Annotated in this window: 22 protein-coding genes; 4 read left to right on the forward strand and 18 right to left on the reverse strand. The window is 47.4% G+C overall.

Annotated features, from left to right (window positions below; genetic code table 11):
- Nucleotides 1–457: 457 nt before the first annotated feature.
- The 9 genes from AM231_RS11790 to AM231_RS11830 form a co-directional block, all read right to left on the reverse strand.
- On the reverse strand, nucleotides 458–1,858 hold the full coding sequence (locus AM231_RS11790; protein WP_054402778.1) for a protoporphyrinogen oxidase: 1,401 nt from the start codon (nucleotides 1,856–1,858) through the stop codon (nucleotides 458–460).
- A 468-nt stretch (nucleotides 1,859–2,326) separates the two neighbouring features.
- Nucleotides 2,327–3,070, reverse strand: a complete 744-nt coding sequence (locus AM231_RS11795; RefSeq protein ID WP_054402779.1) for a GTP pyrophosphokinase — start codon at nucleotides 3,068–3,070, stop codon at nucleotides 2,327–2,329.
- Between the two features lie 173 nt (nucleotides 3,071–3,243).
- Nucleotides 3,244–4,146 carry an EamA family transporter gene (locus AM231_RS11800; protein ID WP_054402780.1) on the reverse strand — a complete coding sequence of 301 codons (903 nt, stop codon included), beginning with the start codon at nucleotides 4,144–4,146 and terminating at the stop codon, nucleotides 3,244–3,246.
- Nucleotides 4,147–4,330: 184 nt separating this feature from the next.
- Nucleotides 4,331–6,079: an RNA polymerase sigma factor gene (locus AM231_RS11805; protein ID WP_054402781.1), complete on the reverse strand. Its 1,749-nt coding sequence runs from the start codon at nucleotides 6,077–6,079 to the stop codon at nucleotides 4,331–4,333.
- 178 nt (nucleotides 6,080–6,257) lie between these two features.
- The gene (locus AM231_RS11810) at nucleotides 6,258–7,628 is read right to left on the reverse strand and encodes an LLM class flavin-dependent oxidoreductase (protein ID WP_054402782.1); all 1,371 of its coding nucleotides are present in this window, start codon (nucleotides 7,626–7,628) and stop codon (nucleotides 6,258–6,260) included.
- 52 nt (nucleotides 7,629–7,680) lie between these two features.
- Nucleotides 7,681–8,493 (reverse strand): ABC transporter permease, encoded by an 813-nt coding sequence (locus AM231_RS11815; protein WP_054402783.1) that lies wholly within the window; start codon nucleotides 8,491–8,493, stop codon nucleotides 7,681–7,683.
- Nucleotides 8,490–9,353, reverse strand: coding sequence for an ABC transporter permease (locus AM231_RS11820; RefSeq protein WP_082341609.1), 864 nt, complete (start codon nucleotides 9,351–9,353; stop codon nucleotides 8,490–8,492). The genes AM231_RS11815 and AM231_RS11820 overlap by 4 nt, the downstream gene beginning before the upstream one ends.
- 35 nt (nucleotides 9,354–9,388) lie before the next feature.
- Nucleotides 9,389–10,408, reverse strand: a complete 1,020-nt coding sequence (locus AM231_RS11825) for an aliphatic sulfonate ABC transporter substrate-binding protein (RefSeq protein WP_054402784.1) — start codon at nucleotides 10,406–10,408, stop codon at nucleotides 9,389–9,391.
- 71 nt (nucleotides 10,409–10,479) lie between these two features.
- Nucleotides 10,480–11,256, reverse strand: coding sequence for an ABC transporter ATP-binding protein (locus AM231_RS11830; RefSeq protein WP_054402785.1), 777 nt, complete (start codon nucleotides 11,254–11,256; stop codon nucleotides 10,480–10,482).
- A 384-nt stretch (nucleotides 11,257–11,640) separates the two neighbouring features.
- Here AM231_RS11830 and AM231_RS11835 point away from each other — a divergent pair, with 384 nt between their 5' ends.
- Complete coding sequence (locus AM231_RS11835) at nucleotides 11,641–12,213, forward strand: thymidine kinase (RefSeq protein ID WP_054402786.1); 573 nt, start codon at nucleotides 11,641–11,643, stop codon at nucleotides 12,211–12,213.
- Between the two features lie 52 nt (nucleotides 12,214–12,265).
- Nucleotides 12,266–12,478, forward strand: a complete 213-nt coding sequence (locus AM231_RS11840; protein ID WP_053492899.1) for a hypothetical protein — start codon at nucleotides 12,266–12,268, stop codon at nucleotides 12,476–12,478.
- Between the two features lie 160 nt (nucleotides 12,479–12,638).
- Here AM231_RS11840 and AM231_RS11845 read toward each other — a convergent pair whose 3' ends face one another.
- Nucleotides 12,639–13,505 carry a YitT family protein gene (locus AM231_RS11845; protein ID WP_054402787.1) on the reverse strand — a complete coding sequence of 289 codons (867 nt, stop codon included), beginning with the start codon at nucleotides 13,503–13,505 and terminating at the stop codon, nucleotides 12,639–12,641.
- A gap of 235 nt (nucleotides 13,506–13,740) precedes the next feature.
- On the opposite strand from AM231_RS11845, the gene AM231_RS11850 reads away from it, so the two are divergent.
- Nucleotides 13,741–14,397 (forward strand): TVP38/TMEM64 family protein, encoded by a 657-nt coding sequence (locus tag AM231_RS11850; protein WP_054402788.1) that lies wholly within the window; start codon nucleotides 13,741–13,743, stop codon nucleotides 14,395–14,397.
- A gap of 92 nt (nucleotides 14,398–14,489) precedes the next feature.
- On the opposite strand, the gene mnhG is transcribed toward AM231_RS11850, so the two are convergent.
- The 6 genes from mnhG to AM231_RS11880 are packed head-to-tail and all read right to left on the reverse strand — an operon-like array spanning nucleotide 14,490 to nucleotide 20,316.
- Complete coding sequence (gene mnhG, locus AM231_RS11855) at nucleotides 14,490–14,885, reverse strand: monovalent cation/H(+) antiporter subunit G (RefSeq protein WP_054402789.1); 396 nt, start codon at nucleotides 14,883–14,885, stop codon at nucleotides 14,490–14,492.
- Nucleotides 14,869–15,162 carry a Na(+)/H(+) antiporter subunit F1 gene (locus tag AM231_RS11860; protein WP_053492896.1) on the reverse strand — a complete coding sequence of 98 codons (294 nt, stop codon included), beginning with the start codon at nucleotides 15,160–15,162 and terminating at the stop codon, nucleotides 14,869–14,871. The genes mnhG and AM231_RS11860 overlap by 17 nt, the downstream gene beginning before the upstream one ends.
- Complete coding sequence (locus AM231_RS11865) at nucleotides 15,159–15,638, reverse strand: Na+/H+ antiporter subunit E (RefSeq protein ID WP_054402790.1); 480 nt, start codon at nucleotides 15,636–15,638, stop codon at nucleotides 15,159–15,161. Before AM231_RS11865 ends, AM231_RS11860 begins: the two co-directional genes overlap by 4 nt.
- A 4-nt stretch (nucleotides 15,639–15,642) precedes the next feature.
- The gene (locus AM231_RS11870; RefSeq protein ID WP_054402791.1) at nucleotides 15,643–17,124 is read right to left on the reverse strand and encodes a Na+/H+ antiporter subunit D; all 1,482 of its coding nucleotides are present in this window, start codon (nucleotides 17,122–17,124) and stop codon (nucleotides 15,643–15,645) included.
- Nucleotides 17,117–17,455, reverse strand: a complete 339-nt coding sequence (locus AM231_RS11875) for a Na(+)/H(+) antiporter subunit C (RefSeq protein ID WP_053492893.1) — start codon at nucleotides 17,453–17,455, stop codon at nucleotides 17,117–17,119. The genes AM231_RS11870 and AM231_RS11875 overlap by 8 nt, the downstream gene beginning before the upstream one ends.
- A gap of 2 nt (nucleotides 17,456–17,457) precedes the next feature.
- On the reverse strand, nucleotides 17,458–20,316 hold the full coding sequence (locus AM231_RS11880) for a Na+/H+ antiporter subunit A (RefSeq protein WP_054402792.1): 2,859 nt from the start codon (nucleotides 20,314–20,316) through the stop codon (nucleotides 17,458–17,460).
- A 247-nt stretch (nucleotides 20,317–20,563) separates the two neighbouring features.
- Between AM231_RS11880 and AM231_RS11885 the strand changes: the two genes are divergently transcribed.
- Nucleotides 20,564–20,788 (forward strand): hypothetical protein, encoded by a 225-nt coding sequence (locus AM231_RS11885; protein ID WP_242615127.1) that lies wholly within the window; start codon nucleotides 20,564–20,566, stop codon nucleotides 20,786–20,788.
- Nucleotides 20,789–20,814: 26 nt separating this feature from the next.
- Here AM231_RS11885 and AM231_RS11890 read toward each other — a convergent pair whose 3' ends face one another.
- Together AM231_RS11890 and AM231_RS11895 are read right to left on the reverse strand one after the other, a co-directional pair.
- Nucleotides 20,815–21,441: a DedA family protein gene (locus tag AM231_RS11890; protein WP_054402793.1), complete on the reverse strand. Its 627-nt coding sequence runs from the start codon at nucleotides 21,439–21,441 to the stop codon at nucleotides 20,815–20,817.
- A 117-nt stretch (nucleotides 21,442–21,558) separates the two neighbouring features.
- Nucleotides 21,559–21,840 carry a hypothetical protein gene (locus tag AM231_RS11895; protein ID WP_053492889.1) on the reverse strand — a complete coding sequence of 94 codons (282 nt, stop codon included), beginning with the start codon at nucleotides 21,838–21,840 and terminating at the stop codon, nucleotides 21,559–21,561.
- Nucleotides 21,841–21,852: the final 12 nt, after the last annotated feature.

Genomic DNA, 21,852 nt, shown 5'->3' on the forward strand with positions numbered 1-21,852 from the left:
ATATTATCTGCCTCTTCATATTACGTAGGATATATAAGCACTTTCTGAAAGATGTATTTGTAAAAGCGACTTCCTGCCTATCCTAGTCTTATATGTGTGAGTGACGATCGTTCTCAACCCTTGTTTCTGATGATGTGAACCGCTAAAATCCAAACAAAAAAAGACCCTGCGAATATATCGCAGGATCCTTATCCGTGGGAAGCGATTTAACATTCATTATGCCGCAATTTTCCAATTGCTAGGGTGCTTTACCAGAAAAGAATCGAAGAAACCTCGCTCTTCTTCTCCTTTTGCGAGTGTTCATGGTGAATCAACTGCCTTTCGGAATGACATCAAGTTCTTCCGTCCGTCGATTGACAATACCACTTCCCACTTATTCTATATATACCCGGTTCTTCTATTTGCGAAACACTTCTGCCCTCATTAATTCTCGATATTTTAGTCTCCGATATGTTTCCTAGGTTCGAGTAATCTGTTTAAGAATCAGACCGGCCGTCTTCTCCCCGTTCGCCATGCAATCCGGGATACCTACCCCATAATAAGAGCAGCCTGCTAAGATTACATTAGGATATAAGTCCTCCATTTTGCGTTCCAATGATTCTACAACTTGCATGTGCTTCAAATGATAATTCGGCATATCATCATGCCATTTGGTAACTTCGCATGAAATAGGCTCTGCTGAAATGCCTAGACTAAGTTTGATATCGTCCATTGCGACCCGTTTCAATTCTTCATCACTTAATTGGATCAATTCCTCATAATGCGGACTGGAGCTCTTGTAGAACAACCGCATTAATAAACGTCGGTTCTCCGATGTGTGCTCCCACTTGCGGCTTGTCCACGTGCAGGCATCGCACTTCACCTCGCTATCCTGGGACGCAATAAACCCCGTTCCATTATAGGTAAGCTCATCATCCGAAATATCGTAAGCAAGATATACGCTGATGAGTGATTTGGTATACAGCTGATCAAAATCCTCGTTTAACCGGGAATCCTGCAGCAGCTCCTTTGCAGAAGATCCAAGCGTGCTTATTACTACATAATCCGCTTCAAGCACTTCGCCATTGGACAGGTCCAGTCGATAACCATAAGTTTTTCTCTCCACCTTCTTGGCAGAAGTGCCCTTGTAAATCTTCGCACCTCTTTGAACTACCGAGCGTTCCAGTGCGTCAATTAGTACCGAGACGCCATGTTTGAAGGAGATAAACTTCTTGTTTCCCGAGCCCAGATACTTCTCCTTATTCGCTGCCAGGCCTCCCATAATGCTGCCGTACGTATTCTTGTATTCGAGCAAATAAGGGAATGTGGATGCAATCGTTAGTTCATGCAGGGCTCCGGAGTAGACGCCTGAAATAACGGGAGCAATCTGCTTCTGTACAATTTCCTTACCTAGAAATGCTTCCAGGAATTCTCCGAGAGAATCATGCTTGGTAAAAGTCTCATTCGGTGTGTAATAGTCCTTGAGTGCCTCAACCTTCCCCTCTGCCGACACCAGTTCGCTCTCGGCCAGAGATTGCAGGCTTAGCGGGATGCCAAACACACTTTCATCGGGAATTTTCTTCAAGCCCTCATTCGTATAGATGAACGAGGTGCCCGTAGCATTATATACAACCTGATCCGACAAATTAAGCTCCTGCAGAAGAGGAGCCACATTCGTTTTACGGGATACGATCGAATCCGCCCCGGTCTCCATTATAAATTCACCGTCACGAACGGTCCGAATTTTGCCTCCAAGTCTTTCGCTTGCTTCAACTAACACCAATTCTATATCCTGCTGCTGATCCTTCAGCTCATTTTGCAGATAGTGCAGGGTCGAAAGTCCAGTGATTCCTCCGCCTATAACTACGATAGTTGTCACTTCATATACACCTCGATTATGTAGGTTCATCACGTTTCATTAAGTTCTATTACCATTCTATCCAATTGTTAATTATATCATAGTCGCTTTGAGATCAAGGAACGCCAATCCCTCAAAATTGTGAACAGCTGCCGCATATGTGAGACAACCAACTTCATCCCCCCCAATGGAGCAACAAAAAAACTCCACGAGAACACTCGCAGAGTTTTTTCTTATGTGGGAAGCGGTTAAATCCATTCTAATGCAATCCTTACATTGCTTACGTTGTACTTTGGGAATAAATCAGGCAAGGCCTTCCTTATTCCTCATCATGTTGTCCATGGGTATCAAATCCTTTCGGTCAGTCCGACAATACGTCTTGTTTCCGTCTGGTGATGATGTGTTTCCACTTCCCACTTAGGATATATATACCCGGTGTCCCAATGATGAAACAAAGAACACATATTTTTTTCATGTATTCGCAGACGCTTATTGATCTTCAGTCAATACTTCAAGCAAACCTGCCGGCAGCTCGTATTTGCGGTTATTGATTTGAATACTCTTCAGCTCTTCCAGTAAGGAATCATCACTGTCAGAGTCCTTAATGGCTTGTACCTCGTGATGCAGCTGCTCCATCTGACGGTCCAGCGCATTCGCTGTGTCTGCAGCTTTCTTAAGCTCTCTCAGCAACGATTCTGGTACTGATTTATTGTACTTGTAAAAAATTTTATGCTCCAGACTCGCCCAAAAATCCATGGCAATGGTCCGAATTTGTACTTCTACGCATACCTTCTCCACCCGATCCGAGAAAAAAACAGGGACTTGAACTAACAGATGCAAGCTCTGATATCCGTTTGGTTTCGGATTCTTAATATAATCCTTTACATCAAGAACCGTCAGATCGCTTTGCTTCTGCAGCATATCGCTGATTTTGTAGATGTCGGTAATAAAAGAGCAAGTAATTCGAAGTCCCGCAATGTCCTTAATGTTATGCTCAATGGAAGAGAGCGATATGTCTCCACCTTTGCGAATCAGCTTCTTCATAATGCTTTCGGGCGATTTCAGACGGGATTTCGTATGTTCGATCGGCGTATAATCATGAAGAGCTTGAAACTCTTCTTTTAATATTTCAATTTTGGTTTCAATCTCGTCTAAAGCGAATTTGTATTTCATCATAAATCGGGTAATTTCATTCCGAATGATTTTGAGCTGTTCGATCTGTAAAGAATTCATGGAATACTTCCTTTCAATTGTGTGATTCTTTAACCGTACTATTTATAAAGTTTAGATGATAACGAGGCATGACTGCAACTTTAGTACGATAACGTGAAAAAAGACGCCACAAACGCAAAGCAGCAGCGTCTTTATCATATGCTGGCACAGAGCCGAGTGATTCACCTTATAGCCTATCTCTGTGCCGCTGGCACCCCGGCCTGTCTCTGCGCCGCCATTTGCGGATAGGCGATGCCCAGCAGGATGACAACGACGCCGATCCATTGCAGTACGGTTACCTGCTCACTCAGCACCATCACGGAAGCGATAACCGCGACGGGTAGTTCTCCTGCTCCGAGGATGGTTGCCAGACCTGTGCTGATTTTGGGAGCACCGAGAGCAAACAGCAGTACAGGCAGTACAACGCCGAATAGTCCTAAGATAAGACCATACATCCATAATCCATTGTCGAATATAGAGACCTCTGTGTACACTTTCGGTGTGAGCAGAATCGTCAACAGGATAAGACCACCTGTCGATGTATAGAAGCTCCGTGTTATCGGTGACATCTGAGTCTCAACCCGGCCGCTGAAGAAAACAAACAGAGCCATCATCAGCGCTGCAGCCAGCCCCAGTAAAGTCCCTACCCAGTTCAGTTGGATCTCACCCGCACCCATAATACCTCCTGCCATCAACGTCCCAAAGAATAGGATGACAACCGAGATGATCGTCGGTTTATCCGGCCACTGCCGATTCACGATCGCTTCAATCACGACACCAATCCAGGTGAATTGAAATAGAAGAACGACGGCAATCGATGCCGGTATGCTCTGCAAGGCGAGATAATAGGTGACGCCTGTCAGACAGGTACACAGCCCAACCCCGGTAAGGCGCAAGAATTGTTTGCCTGTAACTTTTTGCCTGCCAAACAGAAGCATAAGAACGAGCAGGATTAACCACCCTGAGGTAAATTGACTGATCATGACCTCTTGAAAGACAAAGCCATTCTGATACGCAAGCTTGACTACGGTCGATAGAATGCCAAAACAGCAGGCACCCAAAAAAACAAACAGCGAATTTTTCAACAAATGAAACAACAATACTCCTCCTAACACAATAAAAGCCCCATTTTTCACTGTTTTGGAATCCAGAAAACAGTAAAAAGTGGGGCTGACTCAGTTTGATATCGAATTATAATTATCTTAAGATAAAATCTCTACATTGTAAATACTAAATTGTAGATAGCATCCTCTACGGGAGTTCCTAATTGTTTGACCTGCATTATTTGGACAGCGCTGCATACATTTCTTTCAACTTGGCAACAACCTCGATCTCAAGCTCCTTTATTTCTTGTATCAGGGATATCGCCTTTGTTGCCTGAGCTTTCGATTTGGGGTCACCGCCCTCCGGGAAAGGAAACATCTGATGCAGAACACTGAACCTTTTGCACATTTCTGTATATAACACACTTGTCTGTTCAAATTTCGGCGCAAAATCCGGCCATTCCCCAATCTCACTCGGCCAAACAGACGTCAGTTCCTTGAAGAATTCAGCACCGTAATACCTCGCATCTCGTAATACTTCAATATTATAGGCATGGCCATTCGGTTCAATTCCATTTCCCTGCAGCGCTTCAATCCAGGCATCATAAGCAGCTACCCCCTTCACTGCATTCGGTACCGCGCCCTCTCTTCCTTCATAATGTTCAATAGCCGTTTCCAGCGCACGCTGCACCTGCTGCCCGAGTGTTACATCCATGGGGCTCTCAATGGCCAGGACAAACAAATCTTCCATGACGCTTCTGCCGAGATTTTCGTACGCCAGCGTATCCACTCGTCCGCATACCTCTCCATAAAGGGTTCTGGTTTCATCGTCGTAGCCATACAGTAATCCAAACTCCGGGAAGAAAATATCCCAAGCCAGCACCGTATATCCCCGGTCAAGTGAAGCGTGAATTAGATCGAGTGCCCTTGGCAGCTCCTGATGGATGCTGCGTTTGTTCATGGCTCCCTTTTCCAAGACGGTGGAATCCAGAAGATTGGCGTTAGGTCCGATGCCGTCTGACATGCCATCTACATATTTGGAGGTGAACCCGATATTATAAAGACCGCGCGATAATACCTCGCCGAAATAAAAGGCTGTCGGTCCGGCAATATGAACATCGTTTGGTATAATATTGATGCGGAAAGCATGCCCTGTAAGCCCCATGACCATCGGCAGCGACAAGCTCCGATCTGTAAACTGCAGCATCTTGTAAGTGGCATCCGCCGCGGATGTCCATGTTTTGCTTTCTCTCCGTGACTCTTCATAAGGAAGTATCTTCTTTTTCATAATTCCCAAATCCCTTCTCGTCTTAATATAGGAGTCAACGGTGACGCGAATTTTCTCCTGAACCACCTTCTTGCGTGATCTCGATATAATCTGATACACATTGGCTGAGGAGAGTTGGAACAACTTCGCAATTTCTTGTGGGGACAGCTGATCGAAAAAATGGGATTCGAAAACAAGCCGTTCACGGGGATTCAGGCATTGGATGATATCCGTTAATGCGCGCAGCGTTTCCTGCTGAACGATTCGTTCCTCCGGTACGTTGATATCTGCCGCAGCTTCACTTGCAGAATGGTTGAGTCTGCCGAGAATGCTGTCCAGGTTGTTCCATTTGCCCAAGTCTGCTCCCGGATCATCAAGCCTGGCGATACCTTCAAGCTCGGTAAAGGTCTGTTCTCTTCTGGCTGAGCTCCCTTTAAGCCGGGTGTATGCCTGATTCCGAACGATTCGATGGACCCAAGGCAGGAACCGCTGAACATCGACCAGCTTGCCCAAGTGCATAAATGCCCTAATAAGCGCTTCCTGCACAATGTCTTCTGCCAGGTAGGATTCACGCGTGATCGTTCTGGCATAGCCATATACCTTCGACCGATGACGCCGTACGAGCTCACCGAAAGCCTCGTGCTCCCCTGCCTGCGCATATTTCACCAAATCACGATCTTCCATCTCATCCCACTGAAACTTGTTAACTGTCTGCTCCAATTGTTCAAACCCTCTTTCGCGTCGTTGACTACTTATATGACTCGAGAAGTTTATCATTTCTGACATTTACATTGAAAAATATTATACCTTTTATTAATGAGGAATGAACAAAAAGAACGTTTCAAGATGACCTTTAACCTCAGTCACATTGAAACGTTCTTGAGCCTACCATACTGTTTTAGATTATTTCGGCTGCTGCCTGAGGAGCTTCCTGGCGAAAATGTCCCACTTCGGGACGCGCCAGACCCAGATGTTCTCTCAGCGTGCTGCCGCTGTACTCGGTACGGAACAATCCTCGCTCTTGCAATACAGGGATCACCAAATTCACGAAATCGTCCAGATCGCCCGGCAATACCGGCGGCATAATGTTAAATCCATCGCAAGCATAATCTTCAAACCACTCCTGCATCAAATCGGCTAATTGTGAAGCTGTACCCACAAACTGCATATGGCCCCGCGAGGACAAGATCTTTCTGCCTAACTCCAGAATAGACAGATTATCCTGATACGCCATATCCATGTATAACTGGACCCTGCTCTTCATACCGTTGGAAGCCGCTACAGGATCCGGTATGTTTCTTGGCAGCGGCTGATCCAGTGGATAACCGGTCAGATCGTAATTCAAAAATCCGGACAGAACGGTAATGGCCGAGGCTGGAGGGATTAACTCCTGCAGCTCGTGGAACTTGCGCCATGCCTCCTCCTCTGTAGCTCCAATGACAGGCGAGAGCCCCGGCATAATTTTCAGACTGCTGCTCTCCCGGCCATAGCTTGGCAGCTTCGAGTGAACACTTGCGTAGAAATCCTGCGCTGCCTTCTTGGACTGCTGTGCTGTGAAGATGACTTCACCATACTGCGCTGCAAAGTCCTGTCCCGGTCCGGAAGAGCCGGCTTGAATGAGCACGGGATAGCCTTGTGGAGGTCTGGGAACATTCAGAGGACCTTTAGTAGAATACCATTTCCCTGTGTAATCTACCGGATGCACCTTGGACCCATCCGCATATCTGCCCGACTCCCGATCAAGCACCAGTGCATCATCTTCCCAGCTGTCCCACAAACGGGTTACCACTTCAACAAACTCACGTGCCATTTCATATCGAAGGCCATGCTCGGGATGCTTCGGCTTCCCGTAATTATGAGCTTCAAGATCCAATTGGGACGTCACGATATTCCAGCCTGCTCTTCCTCCGCTGATGAAGTCGAGGGAAGCGAATTTCCTTGCCACATTGTACGGCTCATTGTATGTGGTGGAGACCGTGGCGGTCAGACCCAGTTTGTCCGTAACAGTAGAAAGAGCTGATAGCAGCGTTAAGGGGTCCAGCATACCGGAAGCGGAATTCTCGACATGAGTCACATACAGCAAGTCGGCCAAAAACATCATGTCGAACTTTCCTCGCTCCGCGGTAGCGGCAAGCTGCTGGTACAATTCGATGCCGAACATCCCCTCCACGTCGGAATCAGGATGGCGCCATCCGGCATGATGATGACCAGTATAATAAATGAATGCACCCAGGTGCATCTGTCGATCTCTTCGATTCTTCGTTACCATTGTTATAACACTCCCTCTCATCCACATTGACTAAGCTCTGAGTCCCCTCGGATTAGCCCTTATAAGTCTCTCTCCAGCTCAATAGCCTGGTTTCAAGCAGACGAACACTGGAATCGGACAACTTGCCTATCATTGCAAAAATTATAATGCCTACAAATACGATATCGGTCTGCGAATAGGCTCTGGCGTCTTGAATCATATAGCCGATGCCCGCGCTGGTCCCCATCATCTCCGCAACGACCAGAACAAGCCAGGAAACGCCGAGTGACAAACGAATGCCAAGCAGTATATTCGGCAAAGCGGAAGGGAGGATCAGCCGGGTCAGCAGCTGCAGCTTGGAATATTGGAAGATCCTCGAAACTTCATACAGCTTTGCATCCACGCTTCGAATGCCAAGGAATGTGTTCACATAGACCGGGAAGAACGCACCGAGAGAAATCATCAATATCTTCGAGAACTCCCCGATACCAAACCACAAAATAAACAGCGGGATCAGCGACAAGAGCGGCACGGTGCGCAGCATTTGGATCGACGGATCCAGGGTGCGCTCTGCCATGCTGCCAAGTCCAGTAGACATCCCAAGAGCAAGGCCCGTCAAACTACCCAGGATAAAACCTGAGAATGCCCGCAGGATGCTGACCTCAAAATGCCCCCACAGCTCACCACTAACTCCCAAATGAACGAATTGCTTGGCAATCATAAGCGGAGTGGGCAGCAGGGCCTGTGAGATCCAGCCCAATCCACCAGCCATTTGCCATAGTGCTGCAATAGCTACAGGTACAAGCCAGGCATGCAGTGACCAAGGGATAAAGCTCAGCCACCCCTGCTCTGCGGTTCTACGAATGGCTGTTTGTTGATTCTTCAACGTTTGTCAGCCCCCTTATAGCTGTCCTGCCAGCGCAGCAGCCTGTTCTCAAACCATTTCACGATCGAATCCGAGAATTTGCCGACAAGTGCAAATACGATAATTCCGACAAATACAACCGTCGTCCAAGAGAAAGAGCGGGCATCGTTGATTAAATAGCCAATCCCGGAGCTTGCTCCCATCAGCTCTGCTACTACCAGACCAAGCCATGCAACCCCAATCGATAGGCGAATGCCGAGAAATATATTGGGCAGAGAAGCCGGTATGATCAGCCTGCGGATCAGATCCCAGCGGCTGAACTGCAGAACACGCGCAACATCAAACAACTTGTTATCCACCGACCGGATGCCCAGGAATGTATTTACATAGAGAGGAAAAAATGATCCTTTTGCAATTAGCAGTATTTTCGATGTTTCTCCAAAACCGAACCATAATATAAACAATGGCGCAATCGCCAGATGGGGTAGGGTTCGCAGCATTTGCAGCGAGGGATCGACGAGTCGCTCCGCTTTGTAGGAGAATCCGACCCATATGCCCGCAGCTAACCCCAGACTGCCCCCAAGCAGGAATCCAAGCAAGGCACGCCAGGACGATACCCCCAAATGGCTGATCAATTCGCCAGTGCTCACCAATAGAACGAATTCGTTCCAAATCTCCAGCGGAGTCGGAAGCAGGATCGGATTGAGCAAACCTAACACGCCGGCAATCTGCCACGTCAATACGATTAGAATCGGAACAAGCCAGCCAATGAGTACATTTGTCAGCTTCAACAGCCACTTGCGATCAAGTTGCTGCTTTAGAGGCTGGGCAGGCTTGGCCGGCACAATCACCGCCCCTTTACTGATCCTATCTTGAAGCATTCAGGCTCCCCCCGTTAGAATTTATTATTTGATGTTTATTTGGATGCTGCCTCAATATATTGATTGTCAAATACCTCTTGAACCTTAATCTTTTTGCGAATCGTTTTTTGCTCAAATTGGAAATCGGCTGTCTTCTGCTGTTCAGCAATAATCTCATCCGATACCGGGATGTTAATGGATCTGGATCGGTTAAAAGTCGCTTGGATCACTTCTTGAGGAATGCCGCGTTCATCAGCATAACGTTTAAGGGCTTCAGCCTCGTTGTCCTTCTCCCATGCCAGCGTTCGATTCAACACTTTTAGATACAGCGTAACCAGATCTGGATATTGCTCCGCGAATTCCTTGCGTACGATCTGGAACGATGGGGACAGAACACCAAGCTGCTCGCCATCTACCAGCACTTTGCCTTTGCCTGGAAGGGTGTTCAGCGTAATATATGGGTCCCAGATTGCCCAAGCATCAATGCTCCCGGAATCGAAGGCTGGTTGAGCTTCATCAGGCTGAAGCTGGATAATCTCAATATCAGACACCTGGACACCCTGATCCACCAAGCCCCGGTAGAGAAAATTGAAAGCATTACTACCCTTGGTCACTGCAACCTTCTTCCCCTTCAGATCACTCAGCGTTTGTGCTGTACTGTCCGGCGGCACGATGATGGCTACATTTTTCTGTCCATGCAGGCTCTGCGATATGACCTTAAACTGAATATCCGCTGCTTGTGCAGCGATAATCGGCATATTGCCAAGCCCAGCGAAATCCAGCCGATTCGAGGCCATCGCTTCGGTCATCGGGGGACCGCTTTGAAATTCCGCCCACTCGACTTGAACCCCCAGCTTGCCAATTTCCTCTTCGAACCACTTCTCTTCACGCGCCTTACCGAACAAACCGCCGCTTCCTTGAACTCCAAGTCTGACCGTTACATCTTGATATTTACCGTTCCGCCCTTTCTCTGCGGCTTTAATTTTGGATTGGCTGCCATTGCTCCCGCAGCCTGAAACCAAAATGGCTATGGCTAGAAACAGCATGATCGTTATTTTCGTATGATTAGCTTTCATAAGGAAACTCCCCCTGGTTATCTATCTTTCATCTGACCGGATGGCCGATTATAGATCTTGTATTTTCAATTTTAAATACCAGCCCCCGTATCGAACTCCGGCTCTTCTACTTTCTCAAACTCGCGCAGAACCTTGGTCCTTAGTTCCTGAAAGGATGAACTGGTCCGTTTGCGGGGAAATGGCAGATCGATAGGCTGGATGGAACGGATGTGACCAGGTCTGGGATTCATAATGACGACACGCTCGCCAAGGAATACAGCCTCATCCAGATCATGGGTAACAAAGAGCATCGTTGTACGGTTATTTTGCCAAATATCCAGAAGCACCTCCTGCATATGAGAGCGCGTAAAAGCGTCGAGGGCACCAAACGGCTCATCCAGCAGCAGCACATCCGGATTCCGCAGCAGAGCACGGGCGATTGCTACTCTCTGAGCCATTCCACCCGACAACTCCCGTGGATATGCCTTCTCAAAGCCTTCTAGCCGGACAAGCGCAATATATTCTTCCACCTTCTTGCGGACATCCTTGTGCTTCAGCGACAGATTGCCTGCGATATTCTTCTCCACCGTCAGCCACGGGAACAAGCGCGGCTCTTGAAAAATAAATCCCTTCTCAATACTGGGTCCCGATATAGGCTTGTCATTCAGCAAGACACTGCCCTCGTATGATGTATCCAGCCCAGCAACGATTTTTAGCAAGGTGCTCTTGCCGCAGCCGCTCGGACCGATCAAGGTGATGAATTCTCCCTTTCGAACCCGCAAATCGATTCCCTTGAGTGCTGTAACTTTTCCAGCCGGGGTTTGAAAGACTCTGTTTACCTGTTCAATGATTAACGTGTCCGCTGACATATTCATACACCCTCCAGTCCATAAATTAATTAATCCTACATGTTTACTTGGTAAAAAGCATAAAAAAAAAAGAGATATCACGCATGTCTAAGTACCTCGAATGGGATGTACTTAAATTTCGGCGTTATATCTCCAGTTTACTGGTCGATTAACTCGGTATTAATTTGGTATGAGGCTATATTACAATTGTCGTGTAAGGCTGTCAACCCTTTTTTATCCAATCCATCCACCATTCAGAGCTTACTTATCCTCGTAAGCCCCATGGACAAATGACGCTCAAAAATGCGACAATATACTCTGCACGTCATGCCTAAAAGCGATAAAATATTAATACGCAATTCATTGATGCTGTATGGCACCACCTAATAAGAAGGGAACGAAATCATGGCTCAATTGTTTTTTAAGTACGGTTCTATGAACAGTGGTAAATCCATCGAAATTCTAAAAGTTGCTCATAACTATGAAGAACAGAACAAACCGGTCCTTCTCTTTACGTCCGCTATCGATGACCGGGATGCTGTCGGCTACATTTCTTCACGAATTGGCCTGCGCCGCGAAGCGATACCGGTGTCGGAAACAACCGATATCTACGGGATCGTAAAGGAGCATCAGCCTAAGCCCTACTGTGTACTGGTGGATGAATGCCAATTCCTGTCCAAGCATAGCATTCTGCAGCTGGTTCGTATTGTAGACGAACTTGATGTGCCTATAATGGGCTTCGGCTTGAAGAACGATTTTCGCAACGAGCTGTTCGAAGGCAGTCGCTGGATGCTGACTTATGCCGATAAAATCGAAGAAATGAAGACGATCTGCTGGTTCTGCGAGCGCAAAGCCATCATGAATCTACGCGTCATCGACGGCAAACCCGTGTATGACGGTGAACAGATTCTGATCGGCGGGAATGATACCTACTTCCCTGTCTGCCGCAAATGCCATACTCATCCTCCTTTAGCATAGATCGACTACCTAGCCAAGCTATACCCACCCTAGGAAAGGAGCAGGTTGAACCATGCCTATTGTCAGACCATTATTGACCGACAAGGATTTTCAAGAAGTAATGGAGCAGCAGATCCGCATACGCATCTTCAAGGATAACCATCTGATTGATTCAGGAAGTCTGGTTATCCGATTTACGGACGAGACCATCATTACCCAATCCAGTGTAAGCTCGTTAGGTTACCATAAGCGGGATGAGTGTGAATTTTTTGAAGTACGGAAGTAGTTGTCGGATTGCCTGGAAGCCATCTTGTTTCCCATCTCTTTGATAGAACTATCGATACTCTCCCCAGGCAATCCGTACCTCTCCCTCGCATAAAAAAACAGCGGTCTTCTGCAGACATAGCTGCAAAAAACCGCTACTAACTCACGATGATCCTAAATTTCTAGTGTATGTCGGACTTCGCCATGCTTCCGCCCAACACATCGGCAACATTCTGAATCGAAATAAATGCACTCTTATCAATCTCCTGCACAACCGTTTTCAGCTTCGCAATTTCCAGCCTTGTGATAACGCAATAGATCATCTGTGTCTCCTCTTGCGAATACCCGCCCTTGGCATAGATCATTGTCGTGCTTCTGCCCAGACGCTGCATGATGGCGCTGGAAATCTCATCATATTCATTGGATATAATCGTAACGGATTTGGATTCGTCCAAGCCCTCTACCACAATATCCATTACTTTTGCCGCTATGTAATAAGAGAAGATTGAATACATGGCCGAATCCGCTCCGAATACAAATCCTGCCGTGATAAAAATAAATATGTTGATAAACATGATGATCTGTCCTACCGGAATCCGCAGCTTTTTGGACAACAGAATCGCCACGATTTCCGTCCCGTCCAGTGCTCCCCCATAACGGATAACCAATCCTACACCAAGACCTAATATCAGCCCGCCGAACAATACCGCGAGAATCTTCTCATTCGTAAACGGTTCGAAATGATGCAGAAAGGATGTTGCAACGGATAATACGATAATCCCATATAAGGTAGAGAAAGCAAAAGTCTTTCCGATCTGTTTATAACCGATGAATAGAAACGGCAAGTTGATCAGGAACAGGAATATACCCAGATTAATGGGTGTAATTGCTGATAGAACAATAGAAATACCCGTGATGCCACCGTCGATAATTTCATTAGGCACCAGGAATATTTCAAGCGCCACGGCCATCATGATCGCACCCACTGTGATAAAGATGAGTCGCTTAACAATTTCGCCGATTGTCATTTTCTTGTGATTTTTGACCATGCCATTCTCCTTTTAGTTCATGTTTCATGCAAATAATGCCTGTCGAAGAACAATTGTATTAAAAAAAGGAATAGCATGTCAACTTAGGAAGCTCTTCACCTTCATATCAACTGTCATTTCCATTACTCGCTTGCCATTTATGATATCGAACCCATTTATGCTATAATATACTTCGTCCGCAATCGACCAGAAATATACATAATTTCACCCAAATGCAGGAAAGGATTTACTCATCATGTTGGAATGGTTACAGAACTTATGGACCCATTTGAAAGAAATTAATATGGATCAAGTACAGGGCTGGCTAGAGCAGTATTCACAGCTTGGGCCCATCCCGGGCATACTGCTTCCATTTATTGAGGCGTTTCTTCCCATCCTGCCCCTCATCGTGCTGGTGATGGGAAATTCCGCAGCCTATGGTTTATGGTGGGGATTCTTCCTGTCCTGGATCGGGGTTTGCCTGGGATCCATTTCGGTGTTTTGGATTGTTCGCAAGCTGGGAGGCAACCTGGGCATGTATATTCAAAAGAAAATGCCGGGATCGCAGCGTTTCTTCCATTGGATTGAAGAGAAGGGCTTCACGCCGATCTTTATCATGTACTGCTTTCCCTTCACGCCTTCCTCGCTGATCAATATCGCATCAGGCATAAGCACGGTCTCGGCAACGACCTTCACGATTGCCGTTATGGCAGGAAAGTCCGTCATGATCTTCATGGTTGCCTTCATCGGCCATGACTGGCAAGCTTTTATTCACCAGCCTTGGCGGATCCTCATCGCAGCCTTCGTACTCTGGCTGCTGTGGCTGGCCGGCAAAAAGATGGAAAACCGCTATCACCATGAGGAACACACAGACAGTGTTGTAATAAGCAATAATAAGAAGAAGAAACGTTAAGTTACAACATAACAAGACCCGCCCATCCTAAGTAGCAGGACAGGCGGGTCTTGTTATGTTCAGTTGATGTATCAGGATACTTGTACCTATAGTCAACCCTTCCCGGGATGATCAGCGTTCGAGGACTCGCGCATCCGCTCCCGTTCGCGCTTGAGAGCTGGCTTCAAGTCGTCGTGAACGCTTTTCTCCCACATGGACACACCTGAGCGGTAGGCCGCCCGTCCGTTCAAGTGACCCGCGACCGGACCTGTAATGAATACGAAAATGATCCCTAGCAATAGCTTTGCACTGACATGCTCCAGGTAGAAGGTGAAATATAGAAATGCACCTGCAAGGATCAGGAGAACCCCGAGTGTAGCGCTTTTCGTAGCGGCGTGCGATCTCATATACACATCCGGCAGACGAATCAGGCCAAATGCGCTAAGAGCGCCAAGTAAAGCGCCGAGCAGCACCATAAGTGCAATCAGAAACTCACCGATCTGACTCATCGTCTGTGCGTTCAATGACATCACCCCTCTCAATATATCGCGCGAGCGCTGTAGTACCGATGAACGTTAGAATTCCGATCAGCAGAATAATATCGAAATAAACCGTGGTCCTAAACAGCATACACAAGACAGCAATCATGGATAGCAGAATAATACCGATCGTATCCAGCGACATGATTCTGTCATTCATGGAAGGACCCTTGATCAGTCGATACAGGCAGCCAAGAATGGCAAGCGACAGGATCACCAATGAGGCAATCAACATGCTCTGAATCATGTACGGGTCACCTCCTTGATCGCCTTCTCGAAGGTGTTTCGGATCTGATTCGACAGCTCATCAACATCTTCGATATCCATCGCATGAATATAAAGGGTCTGACCATCATGCGAAACCTCCAATGTCAGCGTACCTGGTGTCAAGCAGATAAGGCACGATAGCACTGTAATTTCCCAGTCGGATTTTAACTCGGTGGTGTACGCGAAGATGCCGGGTTGAACATCCAGCTTGGGTCTTAGAATCTGCCGAATGACCGTGATGCTGGATTTAAGCAGCTCGCTCAGAAACAACAGCAAAAGCAGCAAGATCGACCACAGCTTGCGTAAATAAAAGTCATTCGGCCAGAAGCGTCTTAACAGATATATCAACAGAATTCCAATCAGATACCCGACAATAAACTGCTGGGGCGACCAGTCACTGTTCAGGAACATCCAGACAACGGCAATCATGATATTTAACAGGATTTGTTGGCCCATACCACTACTCCTTTAATACAGCTTGAATATATAGTGATGGATCAGATAATACGGCACCTGCCTGAGATGTATAGGAATAAACCCATTCGGAACCGATCCCCAGGACAAAAACCATTACCGTTAACCCGATCGCTGCGACATATGCCGTCCGCGGGATGATAACGGTTTGTGATTCTGTATGTGCTGGTGATTCGCCCCAGAATGCTCCCATAAACACTTTAATGAGAGAGTACAGCACCGCAAGGCTTGAAGCCAGTGCAAGCCCCGTTAGCCAGTAATGGCCCTCGCTCAATCCGCCGCGTACAATGAACACTTTACCAAGGAAACCGCTAAGAGGGGGAATGCCGACCAGAGCCAGCGCAACGATGAAGAACATCCATCCCACCAAAGGATGGCGCTTCATAAGGCCCCCCATCTCACTCAGCTTGTTCGCGCCGGCAGTGGCAATGATGATCCCGCCCAATATGAAGAGCAGCGCCTTGGAGATCATGTCATGCATCAGATAGAACACAGCTCCGTTTAATGAGTCTACGTTTGCTACGGCTACTCCAAAAGCAATAAAACCGACGCTGATGATGATGTTATAATTCAGAATTCGTCCCAAGTCCTTATACGCTACTGCACCCAGACTTCCGAGAATCATTGTTGCTGCTGCCATCCATCCAATGACGGCGTGAATTCCGCCGGTATCATGATAGAAGATCAACGTGAAGGTTCGAATAATCGCGTATAATCCAACCTTCGTAAGCAGCGCTCCGAACAAAGCCGTAACCGCTGCCGGTGGAGCACTGTAAGAGCCGGGCAGCCAGAAGAACAGAAACAGTCCTGCCTTCAAAGCAAATACGATCAGGAACAAAAGTCCGATAACCGATATGATCCCACTTTGCTGGATCTCTGCCACGCGCAGAGACAGATGCGCCATGTTCAACGTGCCAACCGTGCCATATAAGTAAGCTACGGCGGCGACAAACAAGGTGGACGAAATAATATTAATCAGCATGTACTTCAACGTTTCCCTCAGCTGTCGCTTGGTGCCACCAAGTACGATCAGTGCATAGGACGAGATGAGCATCACCTCAAAGCAGACGAACAGGTTAAACAGATCACCTGTCAGGAACGATCCCAGAACACCAGCCAGCAAAAATTGAAAAAACGGATAGAAGTAATGCTTCTCTCTCTCCTCTCCAATACTTCGAAAGGCATAGAATAAGCAGCCTGTTGCTACAATCAGCGTCGTGAGCACAAGCAGTGCCGCAAGCATATCCGCCACGAACACAATCCCGTACGGTGGCAGCCACCCGCCCATATGAAGCGTCTGAATGCCTTGATGATCGACCTGATTGACGATAAACAGTGCAACGAGCAGGTTTGCGATGACACTAAACGCACTGATCCAGCGCTGAGCGCGGACGTATTTGGAGCAGAATATAAGAATAACAGCAGTAACCAGCGGAATGAGGAGCGGGAGAACAATTACGTTATTCATCGTACTTCCCCCTTAACTCCTCCATGTTGTCCGTACCCAAACGTTGATAGGCTTTATACGCCAGAACGAAAAAGAACGATGTAACGCCAAAGCTGATAACGATGGATGTCAGGATCAGCGCCTGTGGTACCGGATCAACATAGGACGAAGCCTCTTCTCCCAGCAGCGGCGCAGCGCCTGTCTTCAGCCTCGACATCGTGAGCAGGAGCAGATGGACACCATGGGTTAACAGGGATGTGCCGAGAATGATCCGCAGTAAGCTTTTGGATAATATCTGGTAAATCCCTACTGCAAAAATAATCCCGATGGCAAGCGACATATAAAGTTCCATGATCAGTTATCCCTCCCTATCGATTGGATGATGGTCATCGTCACACCAACGACGGCTAAATACACGCCGAGGTCGAAAATTACCGCGGTTGCCAGCTCCGTTTCACCAAGCAGTGGCAGGTTGAAGTATCCGAAGGCATGACTTAAGAACGGTGCACCAAATACGAAAGAACCGATTCCCGTCAGCAGTGCGATGGCAAGTCCCGTTGCCGTAACCTTTCGGAACTCGATCGGAATGATTTTGCGGGTCATATCCATCCCGAAGGACATCGATAACAGAACCAGCGCCGCAGAAGTCATCAGACCTCCAATAAATCCTCCACCCGGCTCATGGTGTCCCGAGTTGAACAGGAACCAAGAGAAGGTTACGACGATAAAAATGACCACCTTGGAAATGGTTCGCAGAATGACATCATTACTGTCGGGCAGATACGCCCCTTCATAACGCTCCCGCTTGCCCAGAATCCCTTCACCCAAATCGACTTTAATCAAAGCATAGATCCCCAGGGAAGCAATGCCGAGCACCGTAATCTCAAGCAAAGTATCAAATCCGCGGAAATCTACCAAAATGACATTGACGATATTATTTCCGCCTGCCAAGTTATAGCTCTCTTTAATGAAATAGTCGGCGATAGAGTCAAAGCTTCTGCCGCTGCTCGCAGCCAGTGCAATCAAGGTGACAACGGCACCGACGCCTGCTGAGATGATCAGATTTCTCCATTTCAAACTCATCGGCACCCTCTCCCGCTTCAGCCTCGGCAGATGGTAGAAGCAGAGCAGGAACAGCATGACCGATACCGTCTCAACAACCATCTGGGTCAATGCCAAATCCGGAGCCCGGAACAGAACAAAGAACAAGGTAACCATATATCCTGCAGCACCTGTTAGAATAATGGCCATCAGTCGTGTACGGACGAACGGAAGCGCGATAACCGGAATAACAAGACCCAAGATAGCGACGGCTTCATAGAAGGACATCGGTGCGTAAGAGGTCATATCGAATCCGATCTGATCTACCAGGAGAAGCCCTCCACCCAGGACGGCGATAAAAAATACAAAAATGTAAATGACGTAATGACGAAGCGAACCTGTCATGTAAGTTGAGGTCAGCGATTCCCCGCCTCTTTCAAGAATGCGCAGTCCACTGTCATACAAATTGTTTAGTGTCCATCGCTTTGTTAGTGCAGAATTCAATACACTTGTTCTACTGTGAAGCTTATACAGAACAGTACCGAGGATAATGATTCCGATGGTCATAAATATTTCAGTCGTCCAGCCGTGCCACATCTCGATCTTTACGTGGAACCGATCCTCTGCACCAAGCAGTCCTGGATGAATGGCAGCCATCGCCGGTTCAATCAGGGTTTGGGACAAGAGATTCGGGAACAGGCCGAATACGACAGCCAGCGATGCCAGAATAACCGGGGGAATCAACATGCCAAGCGGCGCTTCGTGCGGCTTTTTCTCCAGCTTTTCAGGCTGGAAGCGCCCGGTGAAGGTTTTGAAGACCAGGAGCATACTGTACAAAAATGTAAATACGCTGGCGAGCCAAGCTACGACAGGGATCAGCACACCCCAGGTTTCCGCATTCCAGAAATTCATATGAGACGCTTGCAGGACTGCCGTAAAGAACATTTCTTTACTGAGAAAGCCGTTGAATGGAGGCAACCCTGCCATGGAAAAAGCCCCTATTACCGCCACGGTAAACGTGATCGGCATAAGCGACATCAGTCCGCCAAGCTTCCGAAGATCCCGGGTGCCCGTCTCGTGGTCTACGATACCGACAACCATGAACAGCGCGCCTTTGAAGATCGCATGGTTGATCAAATGGAAGATGGCAGCAGTCGTTGCTTTCGTATAGAGCTGCGTATCTACGCCGCCTCCATAATAAGCTGCGGCAGAGCCAAGGCCGAGCAAACTCATAATCAGCCCCAATTGGCTGATGGTTGAGAATGCCAGCAATGCCTTCAGATCCGTCTGCTTGATCGCACGGATTGATGCATAGGTCAGTGTGGTCAATCCCGTGATCGCGATGATCCAGAACCAGGAAGCCTGACCGGCAAATACCGGGCTAAAGCGGGCAACCAGATAAATTCCTGCCTTGACCATCGTTGCCGAATGCAGATATGCACTAACCGGCGTCGGTGCTTCCATGGCATCCGGCAGCCAGATATGGAAAGGAAACTGAGCGGATTTCGTAAAGGCACCAAGCAGAATCAGTATCATGGCTGGAATAAATAACCCATGATCCGCAATGCTCCCGACATTAGCTGCAATCTCTCTTACACTGAATGTGCCTGTCATGATATACAGCAGGATAAATCCTGCGAACATGGCGAGTCCACCAAATACAGTAATGAGCATGGATTTCAGAGCTCCGTATTTGGAGCGGTCGCGATGATGCCAGAACGCGATCAGCAGAAATGACGAGATGCTGGTCAACTCCCAAAATCCGTACAGCACCATCAGGTTATCGGATAAGACGACACCAAGCATGGCGCCCATGAACAGGAGCAGATACACATAGAATCTGTGAACGGCTTCCTTGTTCTTATCCATATAGAAGATGGAATACAGAACGACAAGCGAGCCAATACCGGATATTAATAGTGCAAAAATCAAACTCAATCCATCTAGAAGAACAGTAAAATGAATGCCTGCGCTTGGTATCCATTCCAGAACAGCCCGAACCTCTTCACCTCTCTGAACGGCAGGAAGAAGACCCACAAAATACGCAAACAGAACAACCGGTACCGGCAAAATCACCCATCCGGTGTGGACGCGGCCGATGAGCTTGTAAGTCAACATAATCAAAAGCGCTACAATAAAAGGTGCCATGACGGCGATGTGCAGCAAAGACAAAGTCTACTCCTCCTCCTATAGTCCGTTTTTTTCCTTCTTACCTAGTATTTCCCCATTTATAAGGCATAAGTCCAAAAAAACACAAAAAGAGCCCGCTGTTGGCAGGCTCCTCCAGGTAAAACCATATGGTATTTTTTCGAATCACACTGAAAAACAGTATATCTTGAGATGAAAGCTTTGTCAAAGGGTATGCCCGAATAAAAAAGAGGCCATCCGGAAATCACTGTTACAAAGGAGTGATGTCATCATGATCAAAAAAGTGATCGTATGCGCTTTCACGTTTGTTGTTATCCTCGCAGCGGCAATCGCGGCAACCATCCTTTCGCACCCCGATGGTCAGCAGGAAACCTACTCAACCAGAATAAATCAATGGCAGCATGATCCACATGCCGGACCTCTGCCTTTCTCACCAAGAGAATATGTAAGAATCATAAGATGGTCACCAGACACCCCATTACCGGAAGAACGTTGATGCTATGGTATGCGAGTTGAGTCGGATTACCCATGCAACTGTATATCTGTGTTCTCTTCCTTTTGCTTTTTCCTTCGAGTTCCCCGCAGAGTGACCAATATCACGACCAATACGACAACTGCTCCCCCCGCATAATAACCATAACGGTTGATAAGAACACCAATATGGTCTACGACCTGATCTCCCATAAACATTCCCAAAGAAAAATAGCCGAGAGTCCATGCAAACGCGGCAGAGTACGAGTATAAAGCAAACCTTCCATAAGGCATGCCTTTCATGCCGACCGCATAAGGCGTAACGTTGCGAAGAATGGGCAAAAACGCGCTAATGCAAATGGCATAATTGCCGTATTGCTGTGTCAGCCGTTCGGACACATCGAGAAACTGACGGATTCTTGATTTGTCCCCTACGCGCTGTAACAACTTATTAGCTGTGAAACGACTCAGCAAAAAACCTACCGTCGATCCCGAGCATACCCCCAGAAAAGTCATCATAAAGGACGGAAGCGTAGATAAGATGTCAGATGCCGCAAGCGCACCGCCAGTCATAGCCACGATTTCATTTGGCACTGGAAGACCGACCAATCCAAGGCATAACACGAGAAATAATGCATAGTGCCCAATCTGTTCAATGAAATCGAGTAGCGTATCCACGCCTTGGCCCCCTCAACCGAGCTGGAATATATCTTATAGCTTATATGACAAGATGGCCTTCTCAAACATGCTGCAGACGAGGATATGTACTGGACTTAAGACCAGGGTCATTCCATGCTATACATTAAGATTTTTGAATGCGGTTATGAACGACTCGGGGTCATCCTTCAACGTGTAAGAATACACGCCTTGCTGGGTATGCAAGTATAATAAACCTACACCATCCCCCATGGGACGATAAGACAGGTCAAACACCTGCTTAATCGGAAAATGACGATGCTTGGTAACGATTCGGTCTTCATACAAAATCATTTCCCTGGCTTGCTCCTCCATCCGTTGGTCAAGTCCATCCACCGTCCGGATGATTTTGTAGTAAGGCTGTACGGCTACCCGATTCATAAAGTCCCTCCT

This window comes from Paenibacillus solani, from assembly GCF_001277345.1.
In the GTDB taxonomy this organism is placed as follows: Bacteria; Bacillota; Bacilli; order Paenibacillales; family Paenibacillaceae; genus Paenibacillus_AQ; species Paenibacillus_AQ solani.

Bases quoted from the DNA above. Each gene is read 5' to 3' on its own strand.
- AM231_RS11795 (WP_054402779.1), bottom strand. From the start codon at position 3,070: ATGAATTCTTTACAGATCGAACAGCTCAAAATCATTCGGAATGAAATT.
- AM231_RS11810 (WP_054402782.1), bottom strand. From the start codon at position 7,628: ATGGTAACGAAGAATCGAAGAGATCGACAGATGCACCTGGGTGCATTC.
- AM231_RS11820 (WP_082341609.1), bottom strand. From the start codon at position 9,353: ATGCTTCAAGATAGGATCAGTAAAGGGGCGGTGATTGTGCCGGCCAAG.
- AM231_RS11825 (WP_054402784.1), bottom strand. From the start codon at position 10,408: ATGAAAGCTAATCATACGAAAATAACGATCATGCTGTTTCTAGCCATA.
- AM231_RS11830 (WP_054402785.1), bottom strand. From the start codon at position 11,256: ATGTCAGCGGACACGTTAATCATTGAACAGGTAAACAGAGTCTTTCAA.
- AM231_RS11835 (WP_054402786.1), top strand. From the start codon at position 11,641: ATGGCTCAATTGTTTTTTAAGTACGGTTCTATGAACAGTGGTAAATCC.
- AM231_RS11840 (WP_053492899.1), top strand. From the start codon at position 12,266: ATGCCTATTGTCAGACCATTATTGACCGACAAGGATTTTCAAGAAGTA.
- AM231_RS11845 (WP_054402787.1), bottom strand. From the start codon at position 13,505: ATGGTCAAAAATCACAAGAAAATGACAATCGGCGAAATTGTTAAGCGA.
- AM231_RS11850 (WP_054402788.1), top strand. From the start codon at position 13,741: ATGTTGGAATGGTTACAGAACTTATGGACCCATTTGAAAGAAATTAAT.
- mnhG (WP_054402789.1), bottom strand. From the start codon at position 14,885: ATGAGTCAGATCGGTGAGTTTCTGATTGCACTTATGGTGCTGCTCGGC.
- AM231_RS11860 (WP_053492896.1), bottom strand. From the start codon at position 15,162: ATGATTCAGAGCATGTTGATTGCCTCATTGGTGATCCTGTCGCTTGCC.
- AM231_RS11865 (WP_054402790.1), bottom strand. From the start codon at position 15,638: ATGGGCCAACAAATCCTGTTAAATATCATGATTGCCGTTGTCTGGATG.
- AM231_RS11870 (WP_054402791.1), bottom strand. From the start codon at position 17,124: ATGAATAACGTAATTGTTCTCCCGCTCCTCATTCCGCTGGTTACTGCT.
- AM231_RS11875 (WP_053492893.1), bottom strand. From the start codon at position 17,455: ATGGAACTTTATATGTCGCTTGCCATCGGGATTATTTTTGCAGTAGGG.
- AM231_RS11885 (WP_242615127.1), top strand. From the start codon at position 20,564: ATGATCAAAAAAGTGATCGTATGCGCTTTCACGTTTGTTGTTATCCTC.
- AM231_RS11895 (WP_053492889.1), bottom strand. From the start codon at position 21,840: ATGAATCGGGTAGCCGTACAGCCTTACTACAAAATCATCCGGACGGTG.